Raw genomic sequence first — 24,449 nt, 5'->3', positions numbered from 1 at the left:
GCAAGACGCTCGACTGGGATACCCCAGCCGAGCGTCTACGTGATCTACTCACCACCTAAAACCAGGCGGTGTTGCGAAGACCCCTAGAACCCAAGTCCTGGCGGGCCCTTCCGCGTGTTCCCGACGCAGCCCGGCCCCGGGCTGCCGAGAGGGAGCAAGGGAGCGGGGCCCATCCGCGCACCGCCCACGCCCCCGTCCACGGGAAAAGGGCCGGGCCCCGGGGAAACCCCGGGGCCCGGCCCTCAGCCTGCCGACGGCTACGCGCTCATCGCGCGCACCGGGCTCAGTTGTCGTCCTCGTCGATCAGGAACCCACGCATCGGCGACGGGGCCTGCTGCATCGGCTGCGGCGCCTGCGGCCGCACCGGAGCCATCGGCTGGGTCATCGCCGGCGACATCTGCTGCTGGCCGCCGTACGAGGGTCCACCACCCATGGACGGGTTGCCGCCCATCGGCGGGTTGCCGTGACCGCCGTGGTTGCCGCCCATGGTGTGACCCATGGCCCCCGCACCGGCCGGAGCCAGCGAGGGCGACGGCGGCAGCGAAGCGGTCGCCGGGGTCCGCGGCGGAGCCAGCGAGTCGTCGGCCTGGGTCTCCAGCTGACGCAGCTGGCTCTCCAGGTAGGACTTCAGCCGGGTCCGGTACTCGCGCTCGAAGCCGCGCAGGTCCTCGACCTTGCGCTCCAGCGTCGCGCGGGCCGACTCCAGAGAGCCCATCGCCACGCGGTGCTTCTCCTGCGCGTCCCGCTCCAGCGCGTCCGCCTTGGCACGCGCGTCCCGCTCCAGTCCCTCGGCGCGGCTGCGCGCCTCGCCGACGATCTTGTTGGCCTCGGAACGGGCCTCCGCGATCGCCTGGTCGGCGGTCTGCTGCGCGAGCGACAGGACACGGGCGGCGCTGTCGCCGCCGGGGCCCTGACCGGGCTGCTGCATCTGCGGCGGCTGCTGCATCTGCTGCATCTGCTGCTGGGGGGCGTGACCGCCCATGGGACCGCCCATCGGGCCACCCATGGGACCGCCCTGCATCGGACCGGGGCCGTGCGGGCCCTGCGGGCCGGGGCCGTGCTGGCCCTGGGGACCAGGACCGTGACCACTGGGACCGGCGGGCAGCTGCGGAGCACCACCGGGCAGCTGGGGGGGACCCATCTGCGGGGGCTGCTGCTGGACCGGCGGACCCGATATGGCGGCGGGCACAGGTGCCCCGGGCCGGTCCTGCGGCTCCGGCTTGCGCATTCCCTGCTGCTGGTTCTGCGCGGCGGCACGCGTGGCGGCGGCCAGCTTCGCGCGCAGGTCCTCGTTCTCACGGAGCAGGCGCGTCAGCTCGGACTCGACCTCGTCGAGGAAGGCATCGACCTCGTCCTCGTCATAGCCTTCTCGGAGGCGGACGGTCGTGAACTGCTTGTTCCGCACGTCCTCGGGGGTCAGCGGCATCTCTTCTTCACCTCTACGTAGTCGTCGGCAGTCGGCAAGACCGTATCGCTCACAGCCTGATCACGATGCTGATCAGGATGTAGACGATGATCATCAGAACGAAGAAGGACAGGTCGAGTGCCACGCCCCCGAGACGCAGCGGCGGGATGAACCGCCGCAGAAGCTTGAGCGGTGGATCCGTGACAGTGTAGGTGGCCTCAAGTATGACCACCATCGGCTTGCCGGGCTGCCATGAACGTGCGAACTGGAAGACGTAGTCCATGACCAGCCGGAAGATCAGCACGATGAGGAAACACATCAACGCGATATAGACAACCTGCAGTGCGACGCCCATTTCGCGCTTCCCTCTCCCCTGGCTCTCGTAGCTCCGGCCTTACGGCCGGGTCGTTCCTGGTGTCGTGTTCTCAGCTCTGGTTGAAGAATCCGCCCTCAGCAATGCGGGCCTTGTCCTCCGCCGTGACATCGACGTTAGCAGGCGACAGCAGGAACACCTTCTGCGTCACGCGCTCAATGCTGCCATGGAGACCGAAGACGAGTCCTGCGGCAAAGTCGACAAGTCGCTTCGCGTCCGTATCGTCCATCTCCGTGAGATTCATGATCACCGGAGTGCCCTCACGGAAGTGTTCCCCGATGGTACGGGCCTCGTTGTAGGTCCGGGGGTGCAGCGTGGTGATGCGGTAGGGCTCCCGCTCGGACACAACCTTGGGCATGATCACCGGTGCGTTCTTCTCCATGTTCGGGCGTTCAGGTGTGATGGATGCCACGGGTGCGATTCGGGCGGGTCGCTCCCTTTCCGCCGGGATCTGAACCGGCTCCCGTTGCGCGGGAGGCTGCACCGCTCGCACCGGTTCGTCCCGTTCCCGGTCCCGCTCCACCTGATGCGCGGGCTGGTGCCGCCGCCGGTCCCGCTCGGGCTCCGGCTCGGGTTCGAATTCGTCGTCGGGGTCGAACCCCGGACCGTCGTACCCATCGTCCTCCACGAGGCCGAGGTAGACCGCCATCTTGCGCATCGCGCCGGCCATGCTCTGAGTCCTCCGCTCTGTGGTGGATCGGCATCTGTCACCAAGTGCCCCGCGATCCACTGAGGCCTGCCCGCCATAGGCGGGAATGACCATATTTTCTGCTGTGGTCCGACCTGCTTGGCGACGTTACCCGAGCCTCGGTCGGACTCCGAGCACCGCCGTACCGACGCGCACATGTGTCGCTCCGGCCGCAACCGCGTCCTCGAGGTCCGCACTCATCCCCGCGGAGACCATGTTCGCAGCCGGATGGTTCCCGCGCAGGCGGGATGAGAATTCCATCAGCCGGTCGAAGGCGGCGCGTTGCCGTCCCGCGTACGGGCCGGCGAGCGGCGCGACGGTCATCAGACCGTCGAGCCGCAGCCCGGGGGCGGAGTCGACCGCAGCGGCCAACTCCTCGATCCCGTCCGGCGCGACACCGCCGCGTTCACCGCTCTCCGCGTCGAGCGCGACCTGGATGAGGCAGCCGAGTTCGCGCTCCTCGCGCACGGCCGCCGCGGACAGCGCCGTGACCAACTTGGCCCGATCCACCGACTGCACGACATCGGCATAACTGGCCACAGAACGAACCTTATTCGTCTGCAATTGACCAACAAAGTGCCAGATGAGCGACAGATCCGCACATTCGGCAGCCTTGGGCGCCGCGTCCTGGTCACGATTCTCCGCGACATGACGCACACCGAGTTCATGCAGAATCCGCACATCGCTCGCGGGGTAGGTCTTGGTGACCACGATGAGGGTCACTTCTTCCCGCTTGCGGCCCGCGGCGATACAGGCGGAAGCAATGCGTTCCTCCACCCGTGCCAGATTTTCGGCGAGTTGAGTCCTACGGTCCGTCATGACCTATCAGTCCAACCAAACATATCCGGCGAGCCGCCCGGTGGTGCGGTCGCGGCGGTACGAGAAGTGATCGCCCGATTCGAGGGTGCAGACCGGCGACGCCTGCCGGTTCTCGACCCCGAGGGTTTCGAGCTGGGCCAGGACCCCGGCGGTGACATCCACGGCGGGGGTGCCCCAACTGGTCTCGGACCAGGCGGCCGGGACGCTCTCGGCGACCTCGGCACGCATCCCCGACGGGACTTCGTAGCACCGCCCGCAGACAGCCGGTCCGGTGCGGGCGATGATCCGGTGGGTCTCGGCACCGAGTCCGACCATGGCCTCGACCACGGCGGGGACCACGCCCGCGACCAGACCGGGGCGGCCCGCGTGCGCCGCCGCCGCGATCCCGGCGACCGGGTCGGCCAGCAGTACGGGGGTGCAGTCGGCGGTGAGCACGGCGAGCGGCAGCCCGCGCCGCGCGGTCACCACCGCGTCCACCTCGGGGATCTCCGCGACGTCTCCCCACGGGCCGTCGACCACCGCGACGTCCCGACCGTGCACCTGGTTCATCCAGACGACCTGCGCCGGGTCCAGGCCGAGGGCCCGCGCGGCGCGTTCCCGATTGGCCAGAACGGCGGCGGGGTCGTCTCCGACCGCGCCGCCGAGGTTGAGCTCCTCGTACGGAGCCGCGCTCACCCCGCCCCACCTGTCGGTGAAGGCGAAGTGCGCGCGATCCGCTGAGGACACTGAAGGTGCTGCGGGACCTGCGTGATGCGGACCTATCACTTCAAGAAGTCCGGAACATCCAGCTCTTCGGCCTGGGAGTCCTGGTAGGGACGGGCCGGCGGGATGTGCGGCGGAGTGACCGGCGGCAGGTGACTCTCGCTGACCACCGGTACGGGCTCGGCCTGGACCGGAGGCTCTTCGCGCGGCGGCACGGAACCCAGTCCGCCGGTCTGGCGCACGGGCTCGGCGGTCCGGACCGGCGCGGCCGGCTCTTCGCGCTTGGCGGTGTTCGCGCCCAGGACGTTCTCGCGCCGGGCCGGCGGCTGCCCGCCGTCGAAGCCCGCCGCGATCACGGTGACGCGGACCTCGTCGCCCAGTGCGTCGTCGATGACCGCACCGAAGATGATGTTCGCCTCGGGGTGCGCCGCCTCGCTCACCAGCTGGGCGGCCTCGTTGATCTCGAAGAGACCGAGATCGCTGCCGCCGGAGATGGAGAGCAGGACACCACGGGCGCCATCGATGGACGCCTCCAGGAGCGGCGAGGAGATCGCCATCTCCGCGGCGGCCACCGCGCGGTCGTCGCCGCGGGCCGAGCCGATGCCCATGAGTGCCGAACCGGCCTCGGACATGACCGACTTGACGTCGGCGAAGTCGAGGTTGATCAGGCCAGGCGTCGTGATCAGGTCGGTGATGCCCTGGACACCCGAGAGCAGCACCTGGTCGGCCGACTTGAACGCGTCGAGCACGCTGACCTGGCGGTCCGAGATGGACAGCAGCCGGTCGTTGGGAATGACAATGAGGGTGTCGACCTCTTCGCGGAGCTCGGCGATGCCGTCCTCCGCCTGGTTCGCGCGTCGTCGGCCCTCGAAGGTGAACGGGCGGGTGACCACGCCGATCGTCAGGGCGCCGAGCGAGCGCGCGATGTTGGCGACGACGGGTGCGCCGCCGGTGCCGGTGCCGCCGCCCTCTCCGGCGGTGACGAAGACCATGTCGGCCCCCTTGAGGACCTCCTCGATCTCCTCACGGTGGTCCTCTGCCGCCTTGCGACCGACGGCCGGGTTGGCCCCGGCGCCGAGGCCGCGGGTGAGTTCGCGGCCGACGTCGAGCTTGACGTCGGCGTCGCTCATCAACAGGGCTTGCGCATCAGTGTTGATCGCGATGAACTCGACGCCCTTGAGACCGACCTCGATCATTCGGTTGATGGCATTGACACCACCGCCGCCGACACCGATGACCTTGATGACTGCGAGGTAGTTCTGCGGTGCTGCCACGTCGAAGGCCTCTCGCCTCGAGTTACGTGTCGTCGCTTCGCGGTAGTCCCGCCGCGACGACGGATGCCGATTGGGGCGGTCCGGAACGCCGACCCAAACCCTAACGTTGAAGTTTAGGGTTACCAGTGTGTCTGCTTCATGGACTCTTCCGAACAGGACACTAAGTCGACAAGTGGCGCGCGTTCAACGAACACGCCGAACCTCCCGTTTTTCTTTTCACCCTATGTGATCACCCGTAGCGCTGACCAACCAGGGTGCTGGCCAGGCCAAATGTGCGTCAACTACCCGACAATGCCGGGGCGGTGGGTGCACTCACATCGAAGTGTCCCGCTTTGGGGGCGGATTTCATCAGAGCGGTGAGGACTCTCGCCTTCACCGCCCCGTCCTCACCGTTGCCCCAGAGCACCGTCCGCCCCCGGGTGAGCCCCAGGGAGATCGAATCGTACGAGGTGACCCGTACGACCTCGGTATCCCTGGCGACAGCGTCCGGAAGACCGCCCGCGACCCGGACCGCCTCCCGCACCAACCGGGCACTGCCGAAGCGACGCAGGCTCGCGGAACGATCGGGCGTCAATTCCAGCAGCGGCACACGACCGGGCGATTTGTCCACTGTTGCGAAACGAACACCTTTCGCATCCACTTCAATGAACTTTGTGCCCTTTTTCATCAAAAGGACCGGCTGCCGTTCGGTCACCTTAAGCCGGATTCCGTGCGGCCATGACCGCGCGACATCCACCGAGTCGATACGAGGCAACTTCTGGCGCAACCGGTCGGCGATGGCATCGGTGTCCAGGGAGATCAGCGGAGCACCGATCGGCACCGCCGCCACGGCCTCCACCTCGGCCGGCGTCAGCACGTCGACCCCGCTGATCCCGACCTGTTCGACACGGAGCCAGGAGGAGCCGTAGAGCGCCCAGACGGCGCCGGAACCGAGCAGCAGCACCAGCACGCCGATCACGATCAACTGCCTGCGGCCGGGCCCTCTGCGCCCCTTCGGGCGCGGGCGCGACGGGCGGGCCGGGGAGTCCCCCTGCTGCGCTGCACCGCGCTGGGCGGTTGTCGGTCCGGCCACGCTCGCTCCTTATGCCGGGTCCGGGGGCACCGCCCCCGGACCCGTCCGCCGCCTCACGCGCCTCGGCGTGCGGCAATCGCCTCGTACACCATGCCGACGAGCAGGTCGTCGGCGTCCCGGCGGCCGAACTCGGCGGCGGCTCGGGACATCTCGTACAGCCGGTGCGGATCCGCAAGCACGGGAAGGACGTTCCCCTGCACCCACTCGGGGGTGAGCGCCGCGTCGTCCACCAGCAGACCGCCGCCGGCGTTGACCACCGGCTGGGCGTTGAGCCGCTGTTCACCGTTGCCGATGGGCAGCGGGACGTAGGCGGCGGGGAGCCCGACGGCGGAGAGTTCGGCGACGGTCATCGCGCCCGCACGGCAGAGCATCATGTCGGCCGCCGCGTACGCGAGATCCATCCGGTCCACGTACGGTACCGGGATGTAGGGCGGCATCCCGGGCATGTTGTCGACACGCGGCAATTCGTTCTTCGGACCGACCACGTGCAGGATCTGGATCCCGGAGCGCTGCAGCAGCGGGGCGACCCGCTGGACCACCTCATTGAGATGGCGGGCGCCCTGCGAGCCGCCGGAGACCAGCAGCGTCGGCAGATTGGGGTCGAGCCCGAAGGCGGCACGCGCCTCGGGGCGGACCCGGGCCCGGTCCAGGGTGGCGATGGTCCGGCGCAGCGGGATGCCGATGTAGCGGGCACCACGCAGCTTGCTGTCGGGGGTGGAAACGGCGACCCCGTGGGCGTACCGGGAGCCGATCTTGTTGGCCAGGCCCGGCCGGGCATTGGCCTCGTGGACGACGATCGGCACACCGACCCGCTTGGCGGCGAGGTAGCCGGGCAGGGCGACATAGCCGCCGAAGCCCACGACGCAGTCCGCCTTGGTGCGTTCCAGGATCTGCTCGGCCGCCTTGATGGTGCCGCGCAGCCGTCCCGGGACGGTGATCAGTTCCGGGGTGGGCTTGCGCGGCAACGGTACGGCCGGGATCAGGGCGAGTTCGTACCCCCGCTCGGGTACGAGCCTGGTCTCGAGTCCGCGCTCCGTGCCGAGGGCAGTGATTCCCACGGTCGGGTCCTGCCTGCGCAGGGCGTCCGCGAGGGCAAGCGCGGGCTCGATGTGGCCGGCGGTCCCCCCACCGGCGAGTACGACATGCACCGAAATTCACCGCTCTCCGGACGGACGCTTCTTGACGCGCCGTCTCATCGTCTTCCATCTCACCCCGGGCCTCCGCATGGCCAGGGCCGCCTTCGCGGCGGGATCCTCTCGCGCGAACGCGATCAGCAGCCCGACAGCGAACATGGTCGGCAGCAGGGCCGACCCTCCGTAGGAGAACAGCGGGAGCGGGACACCGGCGATCGGCAGCAGGCCGAGCACCGCACCGATGTTGATCACGGCCTGCGCCGTGATCCAGGTGGTCACACCTCCCGCGGCGTACCTCACGAAGGGGTCCTCCGTGCGTCCGGCCACGCGGATACCCGCATAGCCTAGAGCCGCGAAGAGTGCGAGCACCGACAGCGTCCCCGCCAACCCCAGTTCCTCGCCGGTGATGGCGAAGATGAAGTCGGTGTGCGGTTCAGGCAGTTGACCCCATTTTTCCACACTCGCACCGAGCCCGGAACCGAACAGTCCGCCGGACGCCAGAGCATAGATCCCGTGCACGGCCTGCCAGCAGGAATCCCCCGGACCGGGTTCGCTGGCGCCGATGCAGGCGAGCCTGGACATCCGGTTCGGACTGGTCTTGATCAGCACGAATGCGATCATTCCGGCGAACGCGAGCACTCCGGCGAAGAGCCTGGTGGGTGCCCCGGCCAGCCAGAGCAGCCCGAACAGGATCGCAGTGAGAATGATCGCAGTGCCCATGTCGCCGCCGAGCATGATCAGTCCGAGGAGCATGAAGGCGACGGGAACGAGCGGAACGAGCATGTGCTTCCACTGCGTCAGCAGCCGTTTGTCCTGTTTGCGGGCGAGCAGGTCCGCGCCCCACAGGACCAGCGCGAGCTTGCCGAACTCACTGGGCTGGAGCTGGAACGGCCCGCCCAGGTAGAGCCAGTTCCGGTTGCCGTTGATCGACATCCCTATCCCTGGCACCTGGACCAGTGCCATCAGGAAGACGGATCCCATGAGCAGCGGATACGCGAAGGCCCGGTGCAGTTTGGCGGGCATCCGGGCAGCGAGCGCCATCAGTCCGGCCCCGATGACGGCGGCGAGGAACTGCTTGCGGAAGAAGTAGGTGCCGGGCTTGTGCAGCTCCAGGGCCTTGATCATCGAGGCGGAGTAGACCATCACCAGGCCGAGCACGGTGATCAGCAGGCCGGCACCCAGGATCAGGTAGTACGCGGTCAGAGGGCGGTCCCAGGCCCGGCGTGCCTGCTCGTACATCCGCCGCACCCCACTGCCGCGCGGGGCACGGGGGGTGCCGGTGGAGCGCCCCTTGGGACGCGCCGCCGAGGGGCGCCGGGAGCCGGCGACCGATCTGACCCGCAGGGCGTGAGCGAGCGGTGCGCCGGGGCTCGCGCCCGCGAGGAGGGGCGGGACGAGCGCCCGGCTGGTCGCCACGCCCCGTGAGCAGGCCCTACGGGGCGCGGCGGAGCTCTCTTCGGCCGGCATTGTCGCTGTCCCCTCCACTGCTCGTGCCCGGGGCCGCCGCCGAGGGCCGGGGCCCCTGGCGCGGCCGCCCGCGCCCGGTCGTCCGGGTCGGTACGGCGCGGAGGCCGGGCCCGTCAGGCGCTCTCGGCGGCGAGTGCGCGGACCGCGTCCGCGAACGCCTCGCCCCGCTTGTTGTAATTGACGAACATGTCCATCGAGGCGCAGGCCGGAGCCATCAGTACGGTGTCCCCCGGCCGGGCGAGCCGTGCCGCCTCGCGGACCGCCTCGGACATCGCCCCAGTGTCGGTCCGGTCGAGGTCGACCACCGGGACCTCGGGGGCGTGTCGCGCGAGGGCTTCGCGGATCAGCGCCCGGTCGCGGCCGATCAGTACGACGCCCCGCAGCCGCCCGGCCGCCCCCGTCACCAGTTCGTCGAAGGCGGCGCCCTTGGCGAGGCCGCCGGCGATCCAGACGATCGGGTCGTAGGCGGCGAGGGAGGCCACGGCGGCGTGGGTGTTGGTGGCCTTGGAGTCGTCGATGTACGCGACCCCGTCGACATCCGCGACGTGCTCGATGCGGTGCGGGTCGGGGCGGAAGGCCCGCAGTCCGTCCCGTACGGCCGCGGGCTCGACGCCGAAGGCGCGGGCCAGGGCCGCGGCCGCCAGGGCGTTGGCGATGTTGTGCGGGGCCGGCGGGCGGACGTCGGAGACCTCGGCGAGCTCCTGGGCCTGCTTCTGTCGGTTCGCCACGAAGGCGCGGTCGACGAGGATGCCGTCGACGACTCCCAGTTGGGACGGGCCGGGTGCGGCCAGAGTGAAACCGATGGCGCGGCAACCCTCCTCGACATCGGCCTCGCGCACCAGGTCCTCGGTCGCCTTCTCGGCCGCGTTGTAGACGCAGGCGATGCGGTTGCCCTCGTAGATCCGGCCCTTGTCCGCGACGTACGCCTCCATGGAGCCGTGCCAGTCGAGGTGGTCGGGCGCCAGGTTGAGGACCGCCGCCGAGTGGGCGCGCAGCGAGGGCGCCCAGTGCAGCTGGAAGCTGGACAGCTCGACGGCGAGTACGTCGTACTTCTCGTCGCCGAGCACGGCGTCCAGGAGCGAGACGCCGATGTTGCCGACGGCGGCGGTGCGCAGCCCTGCCGCCTCCAGGATCGAGGCGAGCATCCGTACGGTCGTGGTCTTGCCGTTGGTGCCGGTGACCGCGAGCCAGGGTGCCGGTTCCCTGCCGTCCAGGCCGCGCAGCCGCCAGGCGAGTTCGACGTCGCCCCAGACCGGGACGCCCGCCTCGGCGGCTGCTGCGAAGAGCGGCTTGTCGGGCTTCCAGCCGGGGGTGGTGACGATGAGCTCGGTGGACTCGGGCAGGGTCGCTCCGTCGCCGAGGCGCACGGTGATGCCCCGCGCCTCCAGCTCCGCGGCCTGCGTACGGGACCGTTCGTCGTCCCCGTCGTTGACCACCGTGACGACGGCCCCGAGGCCGTGCAGCACCTTGGCCGCCGGGATTCCGGACACCCCGAGTCCCGCGACGGTGACGTGCTTGCCCTGCCAGTCCTGGTTGCTCACTTCTCGGCTGCCCATCCCGCGTAGAAGAGACCGAGTCCGACGATCACGCACATGCCCTGGATGATCCAGAAGCGGACCACTACAAGGACCTCGGACCACCCCTTGAGTTCGAAGTGGTGTTGGAGCGGCGCCATTCGGAAGACCCGCTTACCGGTCATCTTGAAGGAACCGACCTGGATGACCACGGACATGGTGATCATCACGAAGAGGCCGCCGAGGATGGCCATCAGGAACTCGGTACGGGAGCAGATCGCCAGACCGGCGAGGGCGCCGCCGAGGGCGAGCGAACCGGTGTCACCCATGAAGATCTTGGCGGGTGAGGTGTTCCACCACAGGAAGCCGAAGCAGGCGCCCATCAGCGCCGAGGCGACGACCGCGAGATCGAGTGGGTCGCGTACCTGGAAACAGGCGTTGGGGTTGGTCAGGGTGTCCGCGTTGGCGCAGGACTCCTGGAACTGCCACAGCCCGATGAAGGTGTACGCGCCGAAGACCATCACCGACGCACCGGTGGCCAGGCCGTCCAGACCGTCCGTCAGGTTCACACCGTTGGACATGGCGAGAATCATGAACAGCGCCCAGACGACGAACAGCACGGGGCCGATCGACCAGCCGAAGTCCGCGACGAACGACAGCTTGGTGGAGGCCGGAGTGTTGCCGCGGGAGTCGGCGAACTGCAGCGAGAGCACCGCGAAGGCGATACCGACGATCAGCTGGCCCGCCATCTTCGCCTTGGCCCGCAGACCCAGCGAACGCTGCTTGACGATCTTGATGTAGTCGTCGAGGAAGCCGACGAGACCCATGCCGGTCATCAGGAAGAGCACCAGCACGCCGGAGAAGCGCATCTCCTCCCCGGTGATCAGCTTCGCCGCGAGGTACGCGATGAGCGTCGCCAGGATGAAGGCGATGCCACCCATGGTGGGCGTGCCCTTCTTGGACCCGTGGGTGCGCGGGCCGTCGTCCCGGATGAACTGTCCGTATCCCTTGCGGGCCAACAGCTTGATCAGCAGCGGAGTTCCGACCAGGGTCAGGAAGAGCCCGATGGCCCCCGCGAAGAGGATCTGCCTCATCGGCCGGCGACCTCGCCCTCGGACGTGTTCTCCAGCAGCGTCATGACGACCTGCTCCAGGCCGACCGACCGGGACGCCTTCACCAGCACGACGTCTCCCGGGCGCAGTTCACTGCGCAGCAGGTCGACGGCAGCCTGTGCGTCGGACACGTGCACCGACTCCTCACCCCACGAACCCTCGTTGTATGCGCCCAGTTGCAGCCAGGAGGCCTCTCTGCCCCCGACCGCGACGAGCTTGCTGACGTTGAGCCGGACGGCGAGCCGTCCGACCGCGTCGTGCTCGGCGAGCGAGGCGTCGCCGAGCTCGGCCATGGGGCCGAGCACCGCCCACGTACGCCGGCCCTTCCCCATGGCGACCAGCGCGCGCAGCGCTGCTCTCATGGATTCGGGGTTCGCGTTGTAGGCGTCATTGACGAACGTCACGCCGTCCGGACGCTCGGTGACCTCCATGCGCCAGCGGGAGAGGGTGCCCGCCTCGGAGAGCCCTTCGGCGATCTCGTCTGCGGACAGGCCCAGCTCATGGGCGACGGCGGCCGCGGCGAGCGCGTTCGACACGTGGTGCTCACCGTACAGGCGCATGGTCACGTCGCTGCACCCGGTGGGTGTGTGGAGCTTGAAAGTGGGGCGGCCGTCGTCGGTGAGACGGACATTCTCGCCCCGTACGTCCGCATCCGCGGCTTCACCGAAGAACAGCACCGGGGCTTTCGTACGGGAGGACATGGCACGCACGAGCGGATCGTCGGCGTTGAGCACGGCGCGGCCGTCCTCGGGCAGCGACTCGACCATCTCGCCCTTGGCCTGGGCGATCTGCTCCCGGCCGCCGAACTCGCCGATGTGGGCGGTGCCGACGTTGAGGACGAGGCCGACACGGGGCGGGACGAGGCCGGTGAGATAGCGGATGTCGCCGATGTAGCGTGCGCCCATTTCGAGGACGAGGTGGCGGGTGTCCTCCGTGGCACGCAGCGCGGTGAGCGGCAGGCCGATCTCGTTGTTGAGGTTGCCCGCCGGGTAGACGGTGGGCCCCTTGCGTTCGAGGAGTTGGGCGATGAGGTCCTTGGTGGAGGTCTTGCCGGCGGAACCGGTGAGGGCGACGACGGTGGTACCGAGGCGGCCCACGACGGCGCGGGCGAGCGCGCCGAGTGCGGCCACGACGTCGTCGACGACGATCGCCGGAACACCGACGGGGCGGGCGGCCAGCACGGCTGCCGCGCCCGCCTCGACGGCGCGCTGCGCGTAGTCGTGGCCGTCGACCCGCTCGCCGACGAAGGCGACGAACAGGCTGCCTTGCTTCACCTCTCGGGAGTCGATGACGACGGGCCCGCTGACGGTTGCTGCCGGATCGGGTATGTCGTGCGACTGCCCGCCGACGATTTCGGCGATCTCGGCGAGGGAAAGGGCGATCACTTGGTCATCCCTGACTGTTGTTCTCGTGGGTGTGGGCGCGGTGGGCGGCGCTGTCGGCGCCGCCGTGCCCCAGGGAACGCTCGATGGCCGCGCGCAGGACCACGCGGTCGTCGAAGGGGCGGACCACGCCGTGGACGTCCTGGCCCTGCTCGTGGCCCTTGCCGGCGATCAGCACCGTGTCACCGGGCTCGGCGCGGGCGACCACGGCGGCGATGGCGGCGGCCCGGTCGGCGTCGACCAGGACGTCGCCCCGCTCGTGCACGGGCACCTCGGCGGCGCCCGCGAGCATTGCGGCGAGGATTCCGAGGGGATCCTCGGAACGGGGGTTGTCGGAGGTCAGTACGGCGGTGTCGGCGAGGCGGGCCGCGGCGGCGCCCATCGGGCCGCGTTTGGTGACGTCGCGGTCGCCGCCGCAGCCGAGGACGATGTGCAGCCTCCCCTTGGTGACCTTGCGCAGGGAGCGCAGGACGGACTGGACGGCGTCGGTCTTGTGCGCGTAGTCGACGACCGCGAGGTACGGCTGTCCGGCGTCGACGCGTTCCAGTCGGCCGGGGACGCCCGGCACGGCGGCGACACCGTCGGCAGCGGTCTGCGGGTCCAGGCCCGCGACGGCGAGCGTGACGATCGCGGCGAGGGTGTTGGCGACGTTGAACGGGCCGGGCAGCGGCGCCCTGGCCGCGATCCGTTCGCCCTCGGGGCCGACGACGGTGAAGGTGGAGCCCAGCGGCCCCACTTCGACGTCCTCGGCGCGCCAGTCGGCGTCCGGGTGGCCCTCGGCGGAGAAGGTGACGACCGGGACGGACGCCTCGGTGATCAGCCTGCGGCCGTACTCGTCGTCGAAGTTGACGACGCCCTGTCGGCTGCGCCGTGGAGTGAAGAGCTGCGCCTTGGCCTGGAAGTAGTCCTCCATCCCGGAGTGGAACTCCATGTGCTCCGGGCTGAGGTTGTTGAAGACCGCGACGTCGAAGACGCAGCCGTCGACCCGGCCGAGCACCAGGGCGTGGCTGGAGACCTCCATCGTCACCGAGTCGACGCCGCGTTCGCGCATGACGGCGAACAGGGCCTGCAGATCGGTGGCTTCGGGGGTGGTGCGCTCGGACTTGATGCGCTCGTCGCCGATCCGCGTCTCCACGGTGCCGATCAGGCCCGTGGCGCGCCCGGCACCGCGGAAGCCGCCCTCGATGAGGTACGCGGTGGTGGTCTTTCCGGAGGTTCCGGTGATGCCGATCTGGAGGAGGTCGGCACCGGGTCGTCCGTAGATCTCGGCGGCGAGTTCGCCCATCCGGCCGCGCGGGTCCTCGGTGACCAGGACCGGCAGTCCGGTGGCGGCGGCGCGCTCGGCGCCGGCCGGGTCGGTGAGGACCGCCGCCGCTCCGAGGCCGGCCGCCTGGGCGGCGAAGTCGGCGCCGTGGAACCGGGCGCCCGGCAGGGCCGCGTACACATCACCTGGGCGGACCGCCCGCGAATCGTGGGTGATGCCGGTGACCTCGCCGGTTCCCGGCGGTTCGACTCCCAGCCGGGCCGCCAGCTCGCCGAGGGGTGTCGGCCTGAGCCGATCCGGGCGGGGCGCTCCCGGGTAGTTCACAGGGGCGTCCTTCTGGGTGGTTTGGAACTGATCAGCGTGGGGCACGGCGGTGAGCGTACCGGGCGCACCCGGCCTCTCGCGAAGTGAGGGCCCGAGGTTCTGGTGGTTCCCGTTCCGGTTCCCGGGATCTGGGGTGATGGTTGTCACTGGTCGGTTTCCCCGTGTTCACTCGCCGGGCTTGAAGGACACCGGCAGTCGTGCTGGCTCGCTGCCGGACGGTGGGGTCTGGAGGGTCTTCAGAGCGAACTCCATGACCTGTTTGTAGATCGGTCCACAGATCTGACCGCCGAAGTAGCTTCCCTTGGTCGGGTTCTGGATCGCGCAGTAGACCGTGATCTGGGGGTTGTCCGCGGGTGCGAAGCCCGCGAAGGACGCGGTGTAGCCGTGGTAGCCGCCGCGGACCGGGTCGACGCGGTTGGCCGTACCGGTCTTGCCCGCCACGCGGTAGCCGGGGATCTTGGCCTTCGTTCCGGTGCCCTCCTCGTCACCGACCACCGATTCCAGCATGGCGGCGAGCGACTTGGCGGTCTTCTCGCTGACCACCCGGGTCTTCTCGGGAGCCGGGGCGGCCTTGAAGTGGCCGTCGGGGCCCTTGGTGCCGCGTACCAGCGTGGGCGCGATACGGACCCCGCCGTTGGCGATCGTCGAATAGATGGAGGCGGCCTGCATGGCGTTGAGGGAGAGCCCCTGGCCGAACGGGATCGTGTACTGCTGCGAGGTCGACCAGTCCTCGGGCTTGGCGAGGATGCCGGGGGTCTCGCCCGGGTAGTCGAGACCGGTCGGCGAGCCGATCCCGAATTTGCGCAGGTAGGAGTAGAGGACCTTGTTGGCCTCGGCCTGGCTCCTGCCGAGTTCTCCGGTGGCCAGGATGGTGCCGATGTTGCTGGACTTGGCGAGTACGCCGTTGAGCGTCAGGTACCAGACGGGGTGGTCGATGTCGTCCTTGAAGAGCCGGTCGCCGCGGTGCAGCCGGTTGGGGACGGTGACATGGGTGCCGGGGGTCGCGACCCCCTCCTCCAGCACGGCGGCCATGGACATGACCTTGCTGGTGGAGCCGGGCTCGTACACGTCCTGGAGCGCCGCGTTGCCCAGCGAGGCCGCGTCGGCCTGCGAGAGGTCGTTGGGGTCGAAGCCCGGTGCGTTGGCCATGGCGAGGACCTCGCCGGTCCTGGTGTTCTGCACGACCACGTAGCCGCGATCCGCCTTGGACTTCTTCACCTGGTCGGTGATGGCCTGCTGGGCGGCCCACTGGATGTCGCGGTCGATGGTCAGCTCGATGTCGGACCCGGCGACGGCCGGAACCTCCTGGGTACCCGCGGTGGGCACCCGCCGGCCCCCGGACTGGGCGTACTTGATCTTGCCGTCCTCGCCCGCGAGCTCCTTGTCCAGCTGCGATTCGAGGCCGCCCGCACCCTTGCCGTCCGCGTTGACGTAACCCAGTATCCCGGCGGCGAGCCCACCGTTGGGGTAGACCCGCTTGGTGGTCGACTCCTGGAAGATCCCGGCCAGCACATTGGCTCCGGGGCCGCCTGCCGCCTTGTCCTTCGCGGCCTTCTCGGCGAAGACGGACTTGAGGTCCTTGATCTGGTTCCAGACCTGCGGGGTCCGGCGGCGGGCCAGCACGGTGTAGCGGCCCTTCTTCGACAGCTTCGCGGTCAGTTCGGCGGCATCGGCGCCGAGGATCGGGGCGAGGAGGGCCGCCGCCTGCTGGGGTGCGTCGGGGGCCTTGCTGGACTCGGGCGTGAACATCGACGGGTCGGCGGTGATGTCGTACGCGTCGACGCTGGTGGCCAGTGCGATACCGCTGCGGTCGGTGATCTGACCGCGCTCGGCGGAGATCGTGTAGCTGAGGTAGCGGTTCACCTTGGCCTTGGCCGCGTACGCGTTGGCGTCGACGGCCTGGACCTGGAGGAGCCGGACGACGAACGTCAGCATGACGAGCGTCAGGGCGAGGCTGACCAGACGGAGCCGGGGGCGCGGGCTGCCGAGACGGAGCGGGGACGCGGGGCGGTTGCGGGACGTCCGGGCGCGGGGGGCCGGGGACGACGGGCGACGGCCGGCCTGCCGGGGGCGTCCCCGGCCGCCGGCGGCGCCGCGGGGACGGGCGGGACCGGGGACCCGGCGGCGCGGTGGTTCCTTGGGAGGCACTGCGTCACCTGCCTGGGCTCGTCGAGGGCTGGTCTGCCGGGGTGCGCGACCCGGCGGGCGGGGCCGCGGAGGGGCCGGGCGTCATGGCAGTGCCGGAAGGGGTGGCCGGTGCCGAGGGGGAGGGCGAGCCGGGGGACGGCGAGGTCGCGGGGGGCGCCTTCCGCGGCGGTGCCGCAGTGGTCGGCTCGGCACTGGTCTCGGCGGGTACGCCTCGGACCTTGCCGTCCGGGTCGAGGAAGGCGGGGCTGCCGCCGGGCACCATGCCCAGCTGTCGGGCGCGGCGCTCCAGGGCGTCCGGCTCGGAGTAGTTGTCGACGTCGTTCTGGAGGGCCTGCTGCTCGTCGGTGAGCTGGGTGGTCTTCCTCTTCAGCTCACTCAGCCTGAACGATCCCTCGTTGAGGGCCGAGTTGAGCACCAGGAGCGTGATGAGCCCGCCACCGAGAAGCAGGACGACCAGCAGGACGAAGGGGGTACGGGCCGCGGTGCTGGGCCCGGACGGCATCAGCCGGGCGAGGCGCGCCGCCCGCCCTCTCAACTGCCCGGCCGGTTTGCTCACCGCGCCGCCCCGGGCGTCACCGGTGTCCGGGTCCCCGGTCGCCGGGCACTCATCGTTCCTCCTCGCGGATCCGCTGGGCGCCTCGCAGCCGGGCGGGGGCGGCACGCCGGTTCTCGGCGACCTCCTCCTCCGTGGGCAGCTCCGCGCCACGGGTCAGCAGCTTCAGCCGGGGCTGGTAGCGCTCGGGCACGACCGGCAGACCGGGCGGCGCCGTGGTGGCGGCACCCGCTGCGAAGACCTGCTTGACCAGCCGGTCCTCCAGCGAGTGGTAGGAGAGAACGGCGATGCGCCCGCCGACCGCGAGACTCTGCACGGCAGCCGGAATGGCCCGCTCCAGCACGGTGAGCTCGCCGTTGACCTCGATGCGCAGCGCCTGGAAGGTGCGCTTGGCGGGGTTGCCCCCCGTGCGCTTGGCTGCCTGGGGCAACGCGTCACGGATCAGCTCGACGAGCCGGGCGCTGTTGCTGAACGGCTCCTTCTCGCGCTCGCGCACGATCGCGGAGACGATCCGCTTGGCCTGCTTCTCCTCGCCGTACGCCCGCAGGATCCGTACCAGTTCACCGGCCGGATAGGTGTTGAGCACCTCGGCGGCGCCGATGCCCGTCGTCTGGTCCATGCGCATGTCCAGCGGGGCGTCCTGGGCGTACGCGAACCCGCGGTCGGCCTCGTCCAGCTGCATGGAGGAGACGCCGAGGTCGAACAGGGCGCCCTGGACCTTCGGGATGCCGAGCCTGGCGAGCACCTCCGGCAGCTCGTCGTAGACCGCGTGCACCAGGGTGGCCCGGTCGCCGTACGGGGCGAGCCGCTCGCCGGACAGCCGCAGCGCCTCCTTGTCCCGGTCCAGCGCGATCAGCCGCGCCGAGGGGAAGGCCGAGAGCAGTGCCTCGCTGTGTCCGCCGAGCCCGAGGGTGCAGTCGACGACCACGGGCTGCTGCGGGCCCGGCACCTCCAGAGCAGGGGCCAACAGGTCCAGGCACCGCTGGAGCATCACCGGGACGTGTCGGGTCTGGCTCATGTGCCCTCTCAGGCTCAGGTCCCGTGTGGCTCCACGTACGGCCTGGTCCCCGCCCGCTCAGAAGGGGTGGTCGGCCGGCGCCGGGGAAGGGGCGTCGGTCGACCGGCGAGCGGGAGAGGGCCGGACCGTACGTACGCCGCACACACGGGGGAAATCTTCGGAATGTGCAGGGTGTCGGTAACTTCCCGTCACTTTAGTCCACCCTGCCATTCGATCGATTCCCGATCAATCAGCCCGGCAGCGCGTCGTCCCGGCCCCCGTTCACCCGGTCGAACCAACGACGGCGAGGATTGTGGGTTACCTCACAACAAGCCGCGTTGACGTTCTTTGTCCCTTCCCACAGCACGACGGGGCCGCTGGTGAGGACTAACGTCATAGCCATGTCGACTTCCGCACAGTCCCCCGCCGAGCCTTCCGCACCCGCTGCCGACCGGGCCCGTTCGGGAGGAACGGTCACCGACCGTCTCGTCGAGGCGAACACCCGGTACGCCGCCGCGTTCGAGGACCCGGGCATGGACGCCAAGCCGGTGCTGCGTGTCGCCGTGGTCGCCTGCATGGACGCCCGGCTCGACCTGCACGACGCCCTCGGTCTGTCGCTCGGCGACTGCCACACCATCCGCAACGCGGGCGGCGTGGTCACCGATGACGTCATCCGTTCGCTGACCATCAGCCAGCGGGCCCTGGGCACCCGCAGCGTCATACTGATCCACCACACGAACTGCGGCCTGGAGTCGATCACCGAGGAATTCCGCCAGGATCTGGAGAAGGAGGTCGGCCAGCGTCCGGTCTGGGCGGTCGAGGCGTACAAGGACGCCGACCAGGACGTACGGCAGTCGATGCAGCGCGTGCGCACCTCGCCGTTCCTGCTGCACACCGACGACGTCCGCGGCTTCGTCTTCGATGTGACCAGCGGCCTGCTGCGCGAGATCCTTCCCACCCCCTGACCGCCCGGACGGTGCTCGTCCGATCTCCCGGGACGGCACCATCGGAACCGATAACCCCACCGAACCCGACATACCGCCCCCACTTGTCCACAGGCGAGTGACACGAAGCGGTAACGGCAACAAGAATGCGCATGTGACATCTCGCCGGACGTTTCCGGAGGGGTGTCCGTGTTTCGGGGTGGGCCGGGCCGCCGCACGCGCGCCGGTCCGTGAATGGGGTATCCCCTGCTCCTGGTGAGCGTGGGGCAGGGCCGAGGAGGGCCGGGTGACGACCTATGACGATCGAGCGAGCCTCACAGATCTGACCACGACCGCGGAGCGGGTGCGCAGGTCGATGGAGAGTGTGATCGAGGGCAAGCCCGAGGTCGTACGGCTTTCGCTGACCGTACTGCTGGCGGAGGGACATCTCCTCATCGAGGACGTCCCCGGCGTCGGCAAGACGATGCTGGCCAAGGCGCTGGCGCGGTCCATCGACTGCTCGGTGCGACGCATTCAGTTCACGCCGGACCTGCTGCCCTCGGACATCACCGGTGTGTCCATCTTCGACCAGCAGAGGCGCGACTTCGAGTTCAAACCGGGCGCGATCTTCGCCCAGATCGTGATCGGTGACGAGATCAACCGGGCCTCGCCGAAGACCCAGTCGGCGCTGCTGGAGTCGATGGAGGAGCGCCAGGTCACCATCGACGGGCACACGTACGAGCTGCCCGATCCGTTCATGGTGGTCGCCACCCAGAACCCGGTCGAGATGGAGGGCACGTATCCGCTGCCCGAGGCGCAGCGCGACCGGTTCATGGCGCGGGTGTCGATCGGCTATCCGAGTGCGGAGGCCGAGCTGCAGATGCTCGATGTGCACGGCGGGCTTTCGCCGCTCGACGATCTGCGCCCGGTGGCCCATGCCCATGACGTGGTGAAGCTGATCGAGGCGGTACGGACGGTCCATGTGGCCGACGCCGTGCGGCGGTACGCGGTGGAGCTCGTCGGGGCCACCCGCGGCCATCCCGATCTCAGGCTCGGTGCCTCGCCGCGAGCCACCCTGCATCTGCTGCGCGCGGCGAAGGCCTCCGCGGCGCTGAGCGGCCGGGACTACTGCCTGCCGGACGATGTGCAGGCCCTGGCGGTCGCGGTGCTCGCGCACCGGTTGCTGCCGACGGCACAGGCCCAGCTGAACCGCCGTACCGCCGAGCAGGTCGTGCTGGAGATCCTCCAGCAGACACCGGTACCGACCGCCGGTGGCGGCGTCGCGCAGGTCCGGCCCCAGCACCGGCCGGACCGTCCGGCCTACGGCCGGCAGCAGCCCGGCGCACGGCGGGCTTGATGGCGGCCGGGGAGCCGGCCGCCATGGACGACGGCGATGACAGGGGCGGTCTGCGGGCCGCGCTGAGCGGGCTGACCACGCGTGGGCGGTCCTTCCTCGCGGCCGGTGTCGCCGCGGCGGTGTGCGCCTATGTACTGGGCCAGGCGGATCTGCTGCGGGTCGGGCTGCTGCTCGCCGCGCTGCCGCTGGTCTGTGTGGTGGTGCTCGTCCGCACCCGCTACCGGGTGGCGGGCACCCGGCGGCTCTCGCCGTCGCGGGTGCCCGCGGGCACGGAGGCGCGGGTCCATCTGCGGATGGAGAACGTGTCGCGACTGCCGACCGGGCTGCTGATGCTGCAGGACCGGGTGCCCTATGTGCTCGGGCCGCGTCCCCGGTTCGTGCTGGACCGGGTCGAGGCGGGCGGCCGTCGCGAGGTGTCCTACCGGGTGCGGTCGGATCTGCGCGGGCGCTACCCGCTGGGCCCGTTGCAGCTGCGACTGAGCGATCCGTTCGGGATGTGCGAGCTGACCCGTTCGTTCAGTGCGTACGACACCCTCGTCGTCATTCCGCGGACCGAGCCGCTGCCGCCGGTACGGCTGGCGGGCGAGGCCGCGGGATACGGCGAGGGACGGCAGCGATCGCTGGCGCTGGCCGGTGACGACGACGTGATTCCGCGCGGCTACCGACACGGCGACGATCTGCGCCGGGTCCACTGGCGTTCCACCGCGCGCTACGGCGAGCTGATGGTGCGCCGCGAGGAGCAGCCTCAGCGGGCCAGGTGCACGGTGCTGCTGGACACCCGGCGGATCGCCTACCGGGGGACGGGGCCCGACTCCGCCTTCGAGTGGGCGGTCTCCGGGGCGGCGTCCGCGCTGGTGCACATGCTGGAGCGTGGCTTCGCGGTCCGGCTGCTGACCGACGACGGGAACGCCGTTCCGGGCGAGGGCATGGAGGGCTTCGCCGGATCGACGCAGGAATCCGCCGACTCCGCGGGGATGATGATGGACACCCTGGCAGTGGTCGATCATTCCGACGGGGGCGGTCTGTCGCGCGCGTACGACGTGCTGCGCGGCGGCAACGAAGGGCTGCTGATCGCGTTCTTCGGTGATCTGGACGAGGAGCAGGCAGCCGTGGCGGCCCGGATGCGGCAGCGCAGTGGTGGCGCCGTCGCGTTCGTACTGGACGACGCGGCCTGGACGCAGGGCGCCGCCCCGGCCACGGGGTCGGACACGGAGTTCGAGCGGCGGCTGCGACTGCTGCGCGAATCGGGCTGGACAGCGGTGGCGGTGGCGCCCGGGACCGGTCTCGCCCGGTACTGGCAGCAGGCAGCGGGGCAGCCGGGCGTGACCGCGCAGTCAACCGCCGTCGGCGGCGGCACAGGTGGCCCGACAGGTTTCTCCGGGGGATGGTCATGAGCGGTCGTGGTCGGCTGACGCTGTGCGCCTTCGCGGCGACGCTGATGACGGCGGGTTCGATGCTGCCGCTGGTCGAGCCGGCCGGGTGGATTCTTCAGGCCGCATTCCTGCTGGCGGTGCAGAGCGGGGCGGGGGTGCTCGCCCGCCGGGTGCCCATGCCCCGGATGCTGATCGTCGCGGCGCAGACACTGATCACCCTGGTTCTGCTGACGGTGGTGTTCGCCAGAGGACAGGCGCTCGTCGGTGTCCTGCCGGGTCCGGAGGCCGTCCAGCGGCTCGCGGACCTGCTGACGTCGGGCGCCGAGGACGTCGGACGGTACGCCGCTCCGGCGCCCGTGACGGACGGCATCCGGCTGATACTGATCGGCGGTGTGCTGCTGGTCGGCCTGGTCGTGGACGCCCTCGCGGTGACGTTCCGCAGCGCCGCCCCGGCGGGCCTGCCGCTCCTCGCGCTGTACTCGGTCGCGGCGGGACTGTCCGAGGGAGGCGCGGACTGGCTCTGGTTCCTGCTCGCGGCCGGTGGCTATCTGCTGCTTCTGCTGGCCGAGGGCCGGGACCGGCTCTCGCAGTGGGGACGGGTCTTCAGCGGCGCGTCCGGATCCCCGAGGGGTTCGGCGGTCCGTGCGGCGATCTCCGACGGCCGCCCGACGGCCCCGGTCCGCACCGGCCGCCGCATCGGTGCCTTGGCGCTGGGGGTCTCGCTGGTCGTGCCGGCGGCGCTGCCCGCGCTGGACGGCGGGCTGCTGGCCGGTACGGGGGGCGGGAACGGCAAGGGCGGAGGCGGCGGCACCATCTCCGCGGTGAACCCGCTGGTCTCGCTGCAGAACAATCTGAATCAGCCGGAGAACCGGCAGGTGATGTCCTACCGCACCGACTCCGGTGACCCGCAGGGCTTCTATCTGCGGATCCTGGCCCTGGACCAGTTCAACGGGAACGAGTGGCGGCCCTCCACGCGCCGTCTGGAGGACGTGCCCAAGCGGCTGCCGAACCCGGAGGGCCTGGGCCCGGACGTCCTGGTCACGGAGATCAACTCGACCATCTCCGCGTCCCGCTCCTACCAGCAGACCTATCTGCCGCTCCCCTACCCCGCGTCCGAGGTCCGGGTCGGCGGACGCTGGCGGTACGAGCCGAGGGGGCGGACGCTTGTCGGTGACGGCGGGGAGACGACCCGCGGCGCGCGATACCAGGTCTCCAGTCTGGTGGTCCAGCCGACCGCCGATCAGCTCGCCGCGGCGGACGCCCCGCCGGTCGCTCTGCGACGCGAGTACACCCGTGTTCCCGACACCCTGCCGAAGGTGGTCAGGGAAACCGCGGACGAGGTGACGAAGGGTGCCGCCAACGACTACGAGCGGGCGGTGAAGCTGCAGGACTACTTCGCCTCGGAGGGCGGTTTCAGCTACGACACCTCGGTGACCTCGGGCACCGGGAGCGCGGCGATAGGACGGTTCCTGAAGGAGAAGCGGGGCTTTTGCGTCCATTTCTCGTTCACGATGGCTGCGATGGCGCGGACGCTGGGCATTCCGGCCCGGGTCGCGGTGGGCTTCACTCCTGGCACCGCGCAGCCGGACGGCTCGGTCTCGGTCGGACTGCGCGATGCGCATGCCTGGCCGGAGCTGTATTTCGAGGGCGTCGGGTGGACCCGTTTCGAGCCGACCCCGACGCGGGGCACCGTCCCGGCCTACACCCAGTCGGATGCCCCGGCCGGTGGCGCCGCGGACCCGGTTCGGCCCGAGAGGAGCGCCTCGGCCGCCCCGACGGCCGCCCCGTCCGTCTCGGACAGCTGCCCGGCCCAGCTGCGCAAGCAGGGCGAGTGCGGCGGCCCGGCGGCGCCGGGGGCGGTGACGCCGACTGATTCCGGAACGGCTCTGGGCACTGTTCTCGGTCTGTCCCTGGTCGCCCTGGTGATCGTGGTACTGCCGTTGCTGCCGCTGCTCTGGCGGCTTCGGGTGCGCAGGCGAAGGCTGAGCTTCTCCGCCGGGCGTACGCGGGCGGATGCGACAGCCAGAACGCTGGCGGCCTGGCGGGAGATCATCGACACGGCGTGGGACCACGGCATCGAGCCGGACGACTCCCGGACGCCCCGTAGAACGGCGGCCCGGATGGTGCGCCTGGGCCGGCTCGAACCGGACGAAGCCGCCGCGGTGCACCGGGTGGCGGGGGCGGTGGAGCAGGTGCTCTACGCCCGGGAGCCCCGGTCGGGCACCGGGCTCGCCGCGGATGTGGAGGCGGTACGGGCCGGTCTGCGTGCATCGGCCGGCCGGTTCGCCCGAATCCGTGCAGTCGCGGCACCGCGCTCGGCCATTCGAGTGATCTGGGCGGCGTCGGAACGCTGGGCGGAGTTCACCGGCAAGGGGGCGGCGCGGTTGCGCCGTGGCCCGTGGACGGACTGGCTGCGGCGACCGTCCCGCCAACAGGGGTGACGGGGGGCGTGGACTGCGGTCCGCGCCCCCTGGCCTCGGTCGCCGTACGGCCGCGTGAGCACGGGTGAGCAGTTGTCCTCGGGGCCGTCCGGTTCCTTTCGTCACGTTCCTTTCGTCGCCCCGCTCGG

20 protein-coding genes are annotated in these 24,449 nt (G+C 70.4%); 4 read left to right on the top strand and 16 right to left on the bottom strand.

What is annotated here, in order from left to right:
- Window positions 1-283: 283 nt before the first annotated feature.
- From ACIOHC_RS26385 to rsmH, 16 genes are all read right to left on the bottom strand, one after another.
- Window positions 284-1,426 (bottom strand): DivIVA domain-containing protein, encoded by a 1,143-nt coding sequence (locus ACIOHC_RS26385; RefSeq protein WP_093894941.1) that lies wholly within the window; start codon window positions 1,424-1,426, stop codon window positions 284-286.
- 49 nt (window positions 1,427-1,475) lie between these two features.
- Window positions 1,476-1,760: a YggT family protein gene (locus tag ACIOHC_RS26380; protein ID WP_072483208.1), complete on the bottom strand. Its 285-nt coding sequence runs from the start codon at window positions 1,758-1,760 to the stop codon at window positions 1,476-1,478.
- Window positions 1,761-1,830: 70 nt separating this feature from the next.
- The gene (locus ACIOHC_RS26375) at window positions 1,831-2,448 is read right to left on the bottom strand and encodes a cell division protein SepF (RefSeq protein WP_018104459.1); all 618 of its coding nucleotides are present in this window, start codon (window positions 2,446-2,448) and stop codon (window positions 1,831-1,833) included.
- 126 nt (window positions 2,449-2,574) lie between these two features.
- Window positions 2,575-3,285, bottom strand: coding sequence for a YggS family pyridoxal phosphate-dependent enzyme (locus tag ACIOHC_RS26370; RefSeq protein ID WP_401844221.1), 711 nt, complete (start codon window positions 3,283-3,285; stop codon window positions 2,575-2,577).
- Window positions 3,286-3,291: 6 nt separating this feature from the next.
- Window positions 3,292-4,050, bottom strand: coding sequence for a peptidoglycan editing factor PgeF (gene pgeF / locus ACIOHC_RS26365; RefSeq protein ID WP_401844219.1), 759 nt, complete (start codon window positions 4,048-4,050; stop codon window positions 3,292-3,294).
- Window positions 4,047-5,261 carry a cell division protein FtsZ gene (ftsZ, locus tag ACIOHC_RS26360; RefSeq protein ID WP_351078101.1) on the bottom strand — a complete coding sequence of 405 codons (1,215 nt, stop codon included), beginning with the start codon at window positions 5,259-5,261 and terminating at the stop codon, window positions 4,047-4,049. Before ftsZ ends, pgeF begins: the two co-directional genes overlap by 4 nt.
- Before the next feature lie 277 nt (window positions 5,262-5,538).
- The gene (locus tag ACIOHC_RS26355; RefSeq protein ID WP_401844218.1) at window positions 5,539-6,333 is read right to left on the bottom strand and encodes a cell division protein FtsQ/DivIB; all 795 of its coding nucleotides are present in this window, start codon (window positions 6,331-6,333) and stop codon (window positions 5,539-5,541) included.
- Window positions 6,334-6,386: 53 nt separating this feature from the next.
- On the bottom strand, window positions 6,387-7,481 hold the full coding sequence (gene murG / locus ACIOHC_RS26350; protein ID WP_351078106.1) for an undecaprenyldiphospho-muramoylpentapeptide beta-N-acetylglucosaminyltransferase: 1,095 nt from the start codon (window positions 7,479-7,481) through the stop codon (window positions 6,387-6,389).
- Window positions 7,482-7,487: 6 nt separating this feature from the next.
- Complete coding sequence (gene ftsW / locus ACIOHC_RS26345) at window positions 7,488-8,933, bottom strand: putative lipid II flippase FtsW (protein ID WP_351078108.1); 1,446 nt, start codon at window positions 8,931-8,933, stop codon at window positions 7,488-7,490.
- A 113-nt stretch (window positions 8,934-9,046) separates the two neighbouring features.
- Entirely contained in the window at window positions 9,047-10,474 is a 1,428-nt protein-coding gene (gene murD / locus ACIOHC_RS26340) for a UDP-N-acetylmuramoyl-L-alanine--D-glutamate ligase (protein WP_351078291.1), read from the bottom strand.
- A complete protein-coding gene (gene mraY, locus ACIOHC_RS26335) occupies window positions 10,471-11,541 on the bottom strand; it encodes a phospho-N-acetylmuramoyl-pentapeptide-transferase (protein ID WP_351078111.1) in 1,071 nt (356 codons plus the stop codon). Before mraY ends, murD begins: the two co-directional genes overlap by 4 nt.
- A complete protein-coding gene (murF, locus tag ACIOHC_RS26330; protein ID WP_351078114.1) occupies window positions 11,538-12,944 on the bottom strand; it encodes a UDP-N-acetylmuramoyl-tripeptide--D-alanyl-D-alanine ligase in 1,407 nt (468 codons plus the stop codon). The genes mraY and murF overlap by 4 nt, the downstream gene beginning before the upstream one ends.
- A gap of 4 nt (window positions 12,945-12,948) precedes the next feature.
- A complete protein-coding gene (locus ACIOHC_RS26325) occupies window positions 12,949-14,676 on the bottom strand; it encodes a UDP-N-acetylmuramoyl-L-alanyl-D-glutamate--2,6-diaminopimelate ligase (protein WP_389638302.1) in 1,728 nt (575 codons plus the stop codon).
- Window positions 14,677-14,694: 18 nt separating this feature from the next.
- Window positions 14,695-16,677, bottom strand: coding sequence for a penicillin-binding protein 2 (locus ACIOHC_RS26320; RefSeq protein ID WP_351078116.1), 1,983 nt, complete (start codon window positions 16,675-16,677; stop codon window positions 14,695-14,697).
- Window positions 16,678-16,681: 4 nt separating this feature from the next.
- Window positions 16,682-17,233: a septum formation initiator family protein gene (locus ACIOHC_RS26315; RefSeq protein WP_389638301.1), complete on the bottom strand. Its 552-nt coding sequence runs from the start codon at window positions 17,231-17,233 to the stop codon at window positions 16,682-16,684.
- A gap of 49 nt (window positions 17,234-17,282) precedes the next feature.
- Window positions 17,283-18,248 carry a 16S rRNA (cytosine(1402)-N(4))-methyltransferase RsmH gene (gene rsmH, locus ACIOHC_RS26310; protein ID WP_401844216.1) on the bottom strand — a complete coding sequence of 322 codons (966 nt, stop codon included), beginning with the start codon at window positions 18,246-18,248 and terminating at the stop codon, window positions 17,283-17,285.
- 380 nt (window positions 18,249-18,628) lie between these two features.
- Between rsmH and ACIOHC_RS26305 the strand changes: the two genes are divergently transcribed.
- The 4 genes from ACIOHC_RS26305 (at window position 18,629) to ACIOHC_RS26290 (ending at window position 24,321) form a co-directional block, all read left to right on the top strand.
- A complete protein-coding gene (locus ACIOHC_RS26305) occupies window positions 18,629-19,192 on the top strand; it encodes a carbonic anhydrase (protein ID WP_351078124.1) in 564 nt (187 codons plus the stop codon).
- 265 nt (window positions 19,193-19,457) lie between these two features.
- Window positions 19,458-20,507 (top strand): MoxR family ATPase, encoded by a 1,050-nt coding sequence (locus ACIOHC_RS26300; RefSeq protein ID WP_351078127.1) that lies wholly within the window; start codon window positions 19,458-19,460, stop codon window positions 20,505-20,507.
- Window positions 20,507-21,901, top strand: a complete 1,395-nt coding sequence (locus ACIOHC_RS26295) for a DUF58 domain-containing protein (RefSeq protein WP_351078130.1) — start codon at window positions 20,507-20,509, stop codon at window positions 21,899-21,901. Before ACIOHC_RS26300 ends, ACIOHC_RS26295 begins: the two co-directional genes overlap by 1 nt.
- Window positions 21,898-24,321, top strand: coding sequence for a DUF3488 and transglutaminase-like domain-containing protein (locus tag ACIOHC_RS26290; RefSeq protein ID WP_351078133.1), 2,424 nt, complete (start codon window positions 21,898-21,900; stop codon window positions 24,319-24,321). The genes ACIOHC_RS26295 and ACIOHC_RS26290 overlap by 4 nt, the downstream gene beginning before the upstream one ends.
- Window positions 24,322-24,449: the final 128 nt, after the last annotated feature.

It is taken from the genome of Streptomyces sp. NPDC088252 (genome assembly GCF_044740965.1).
Classification (GTDB): domain Bacteria; phylum Actinomycetota; class Actinomycetes; order Streptomycetales; family Streptomycetaceae; genus Streptomyces.
This window is presented reverse-complemented; position numbering and strand designations above follow the sequence as displayed.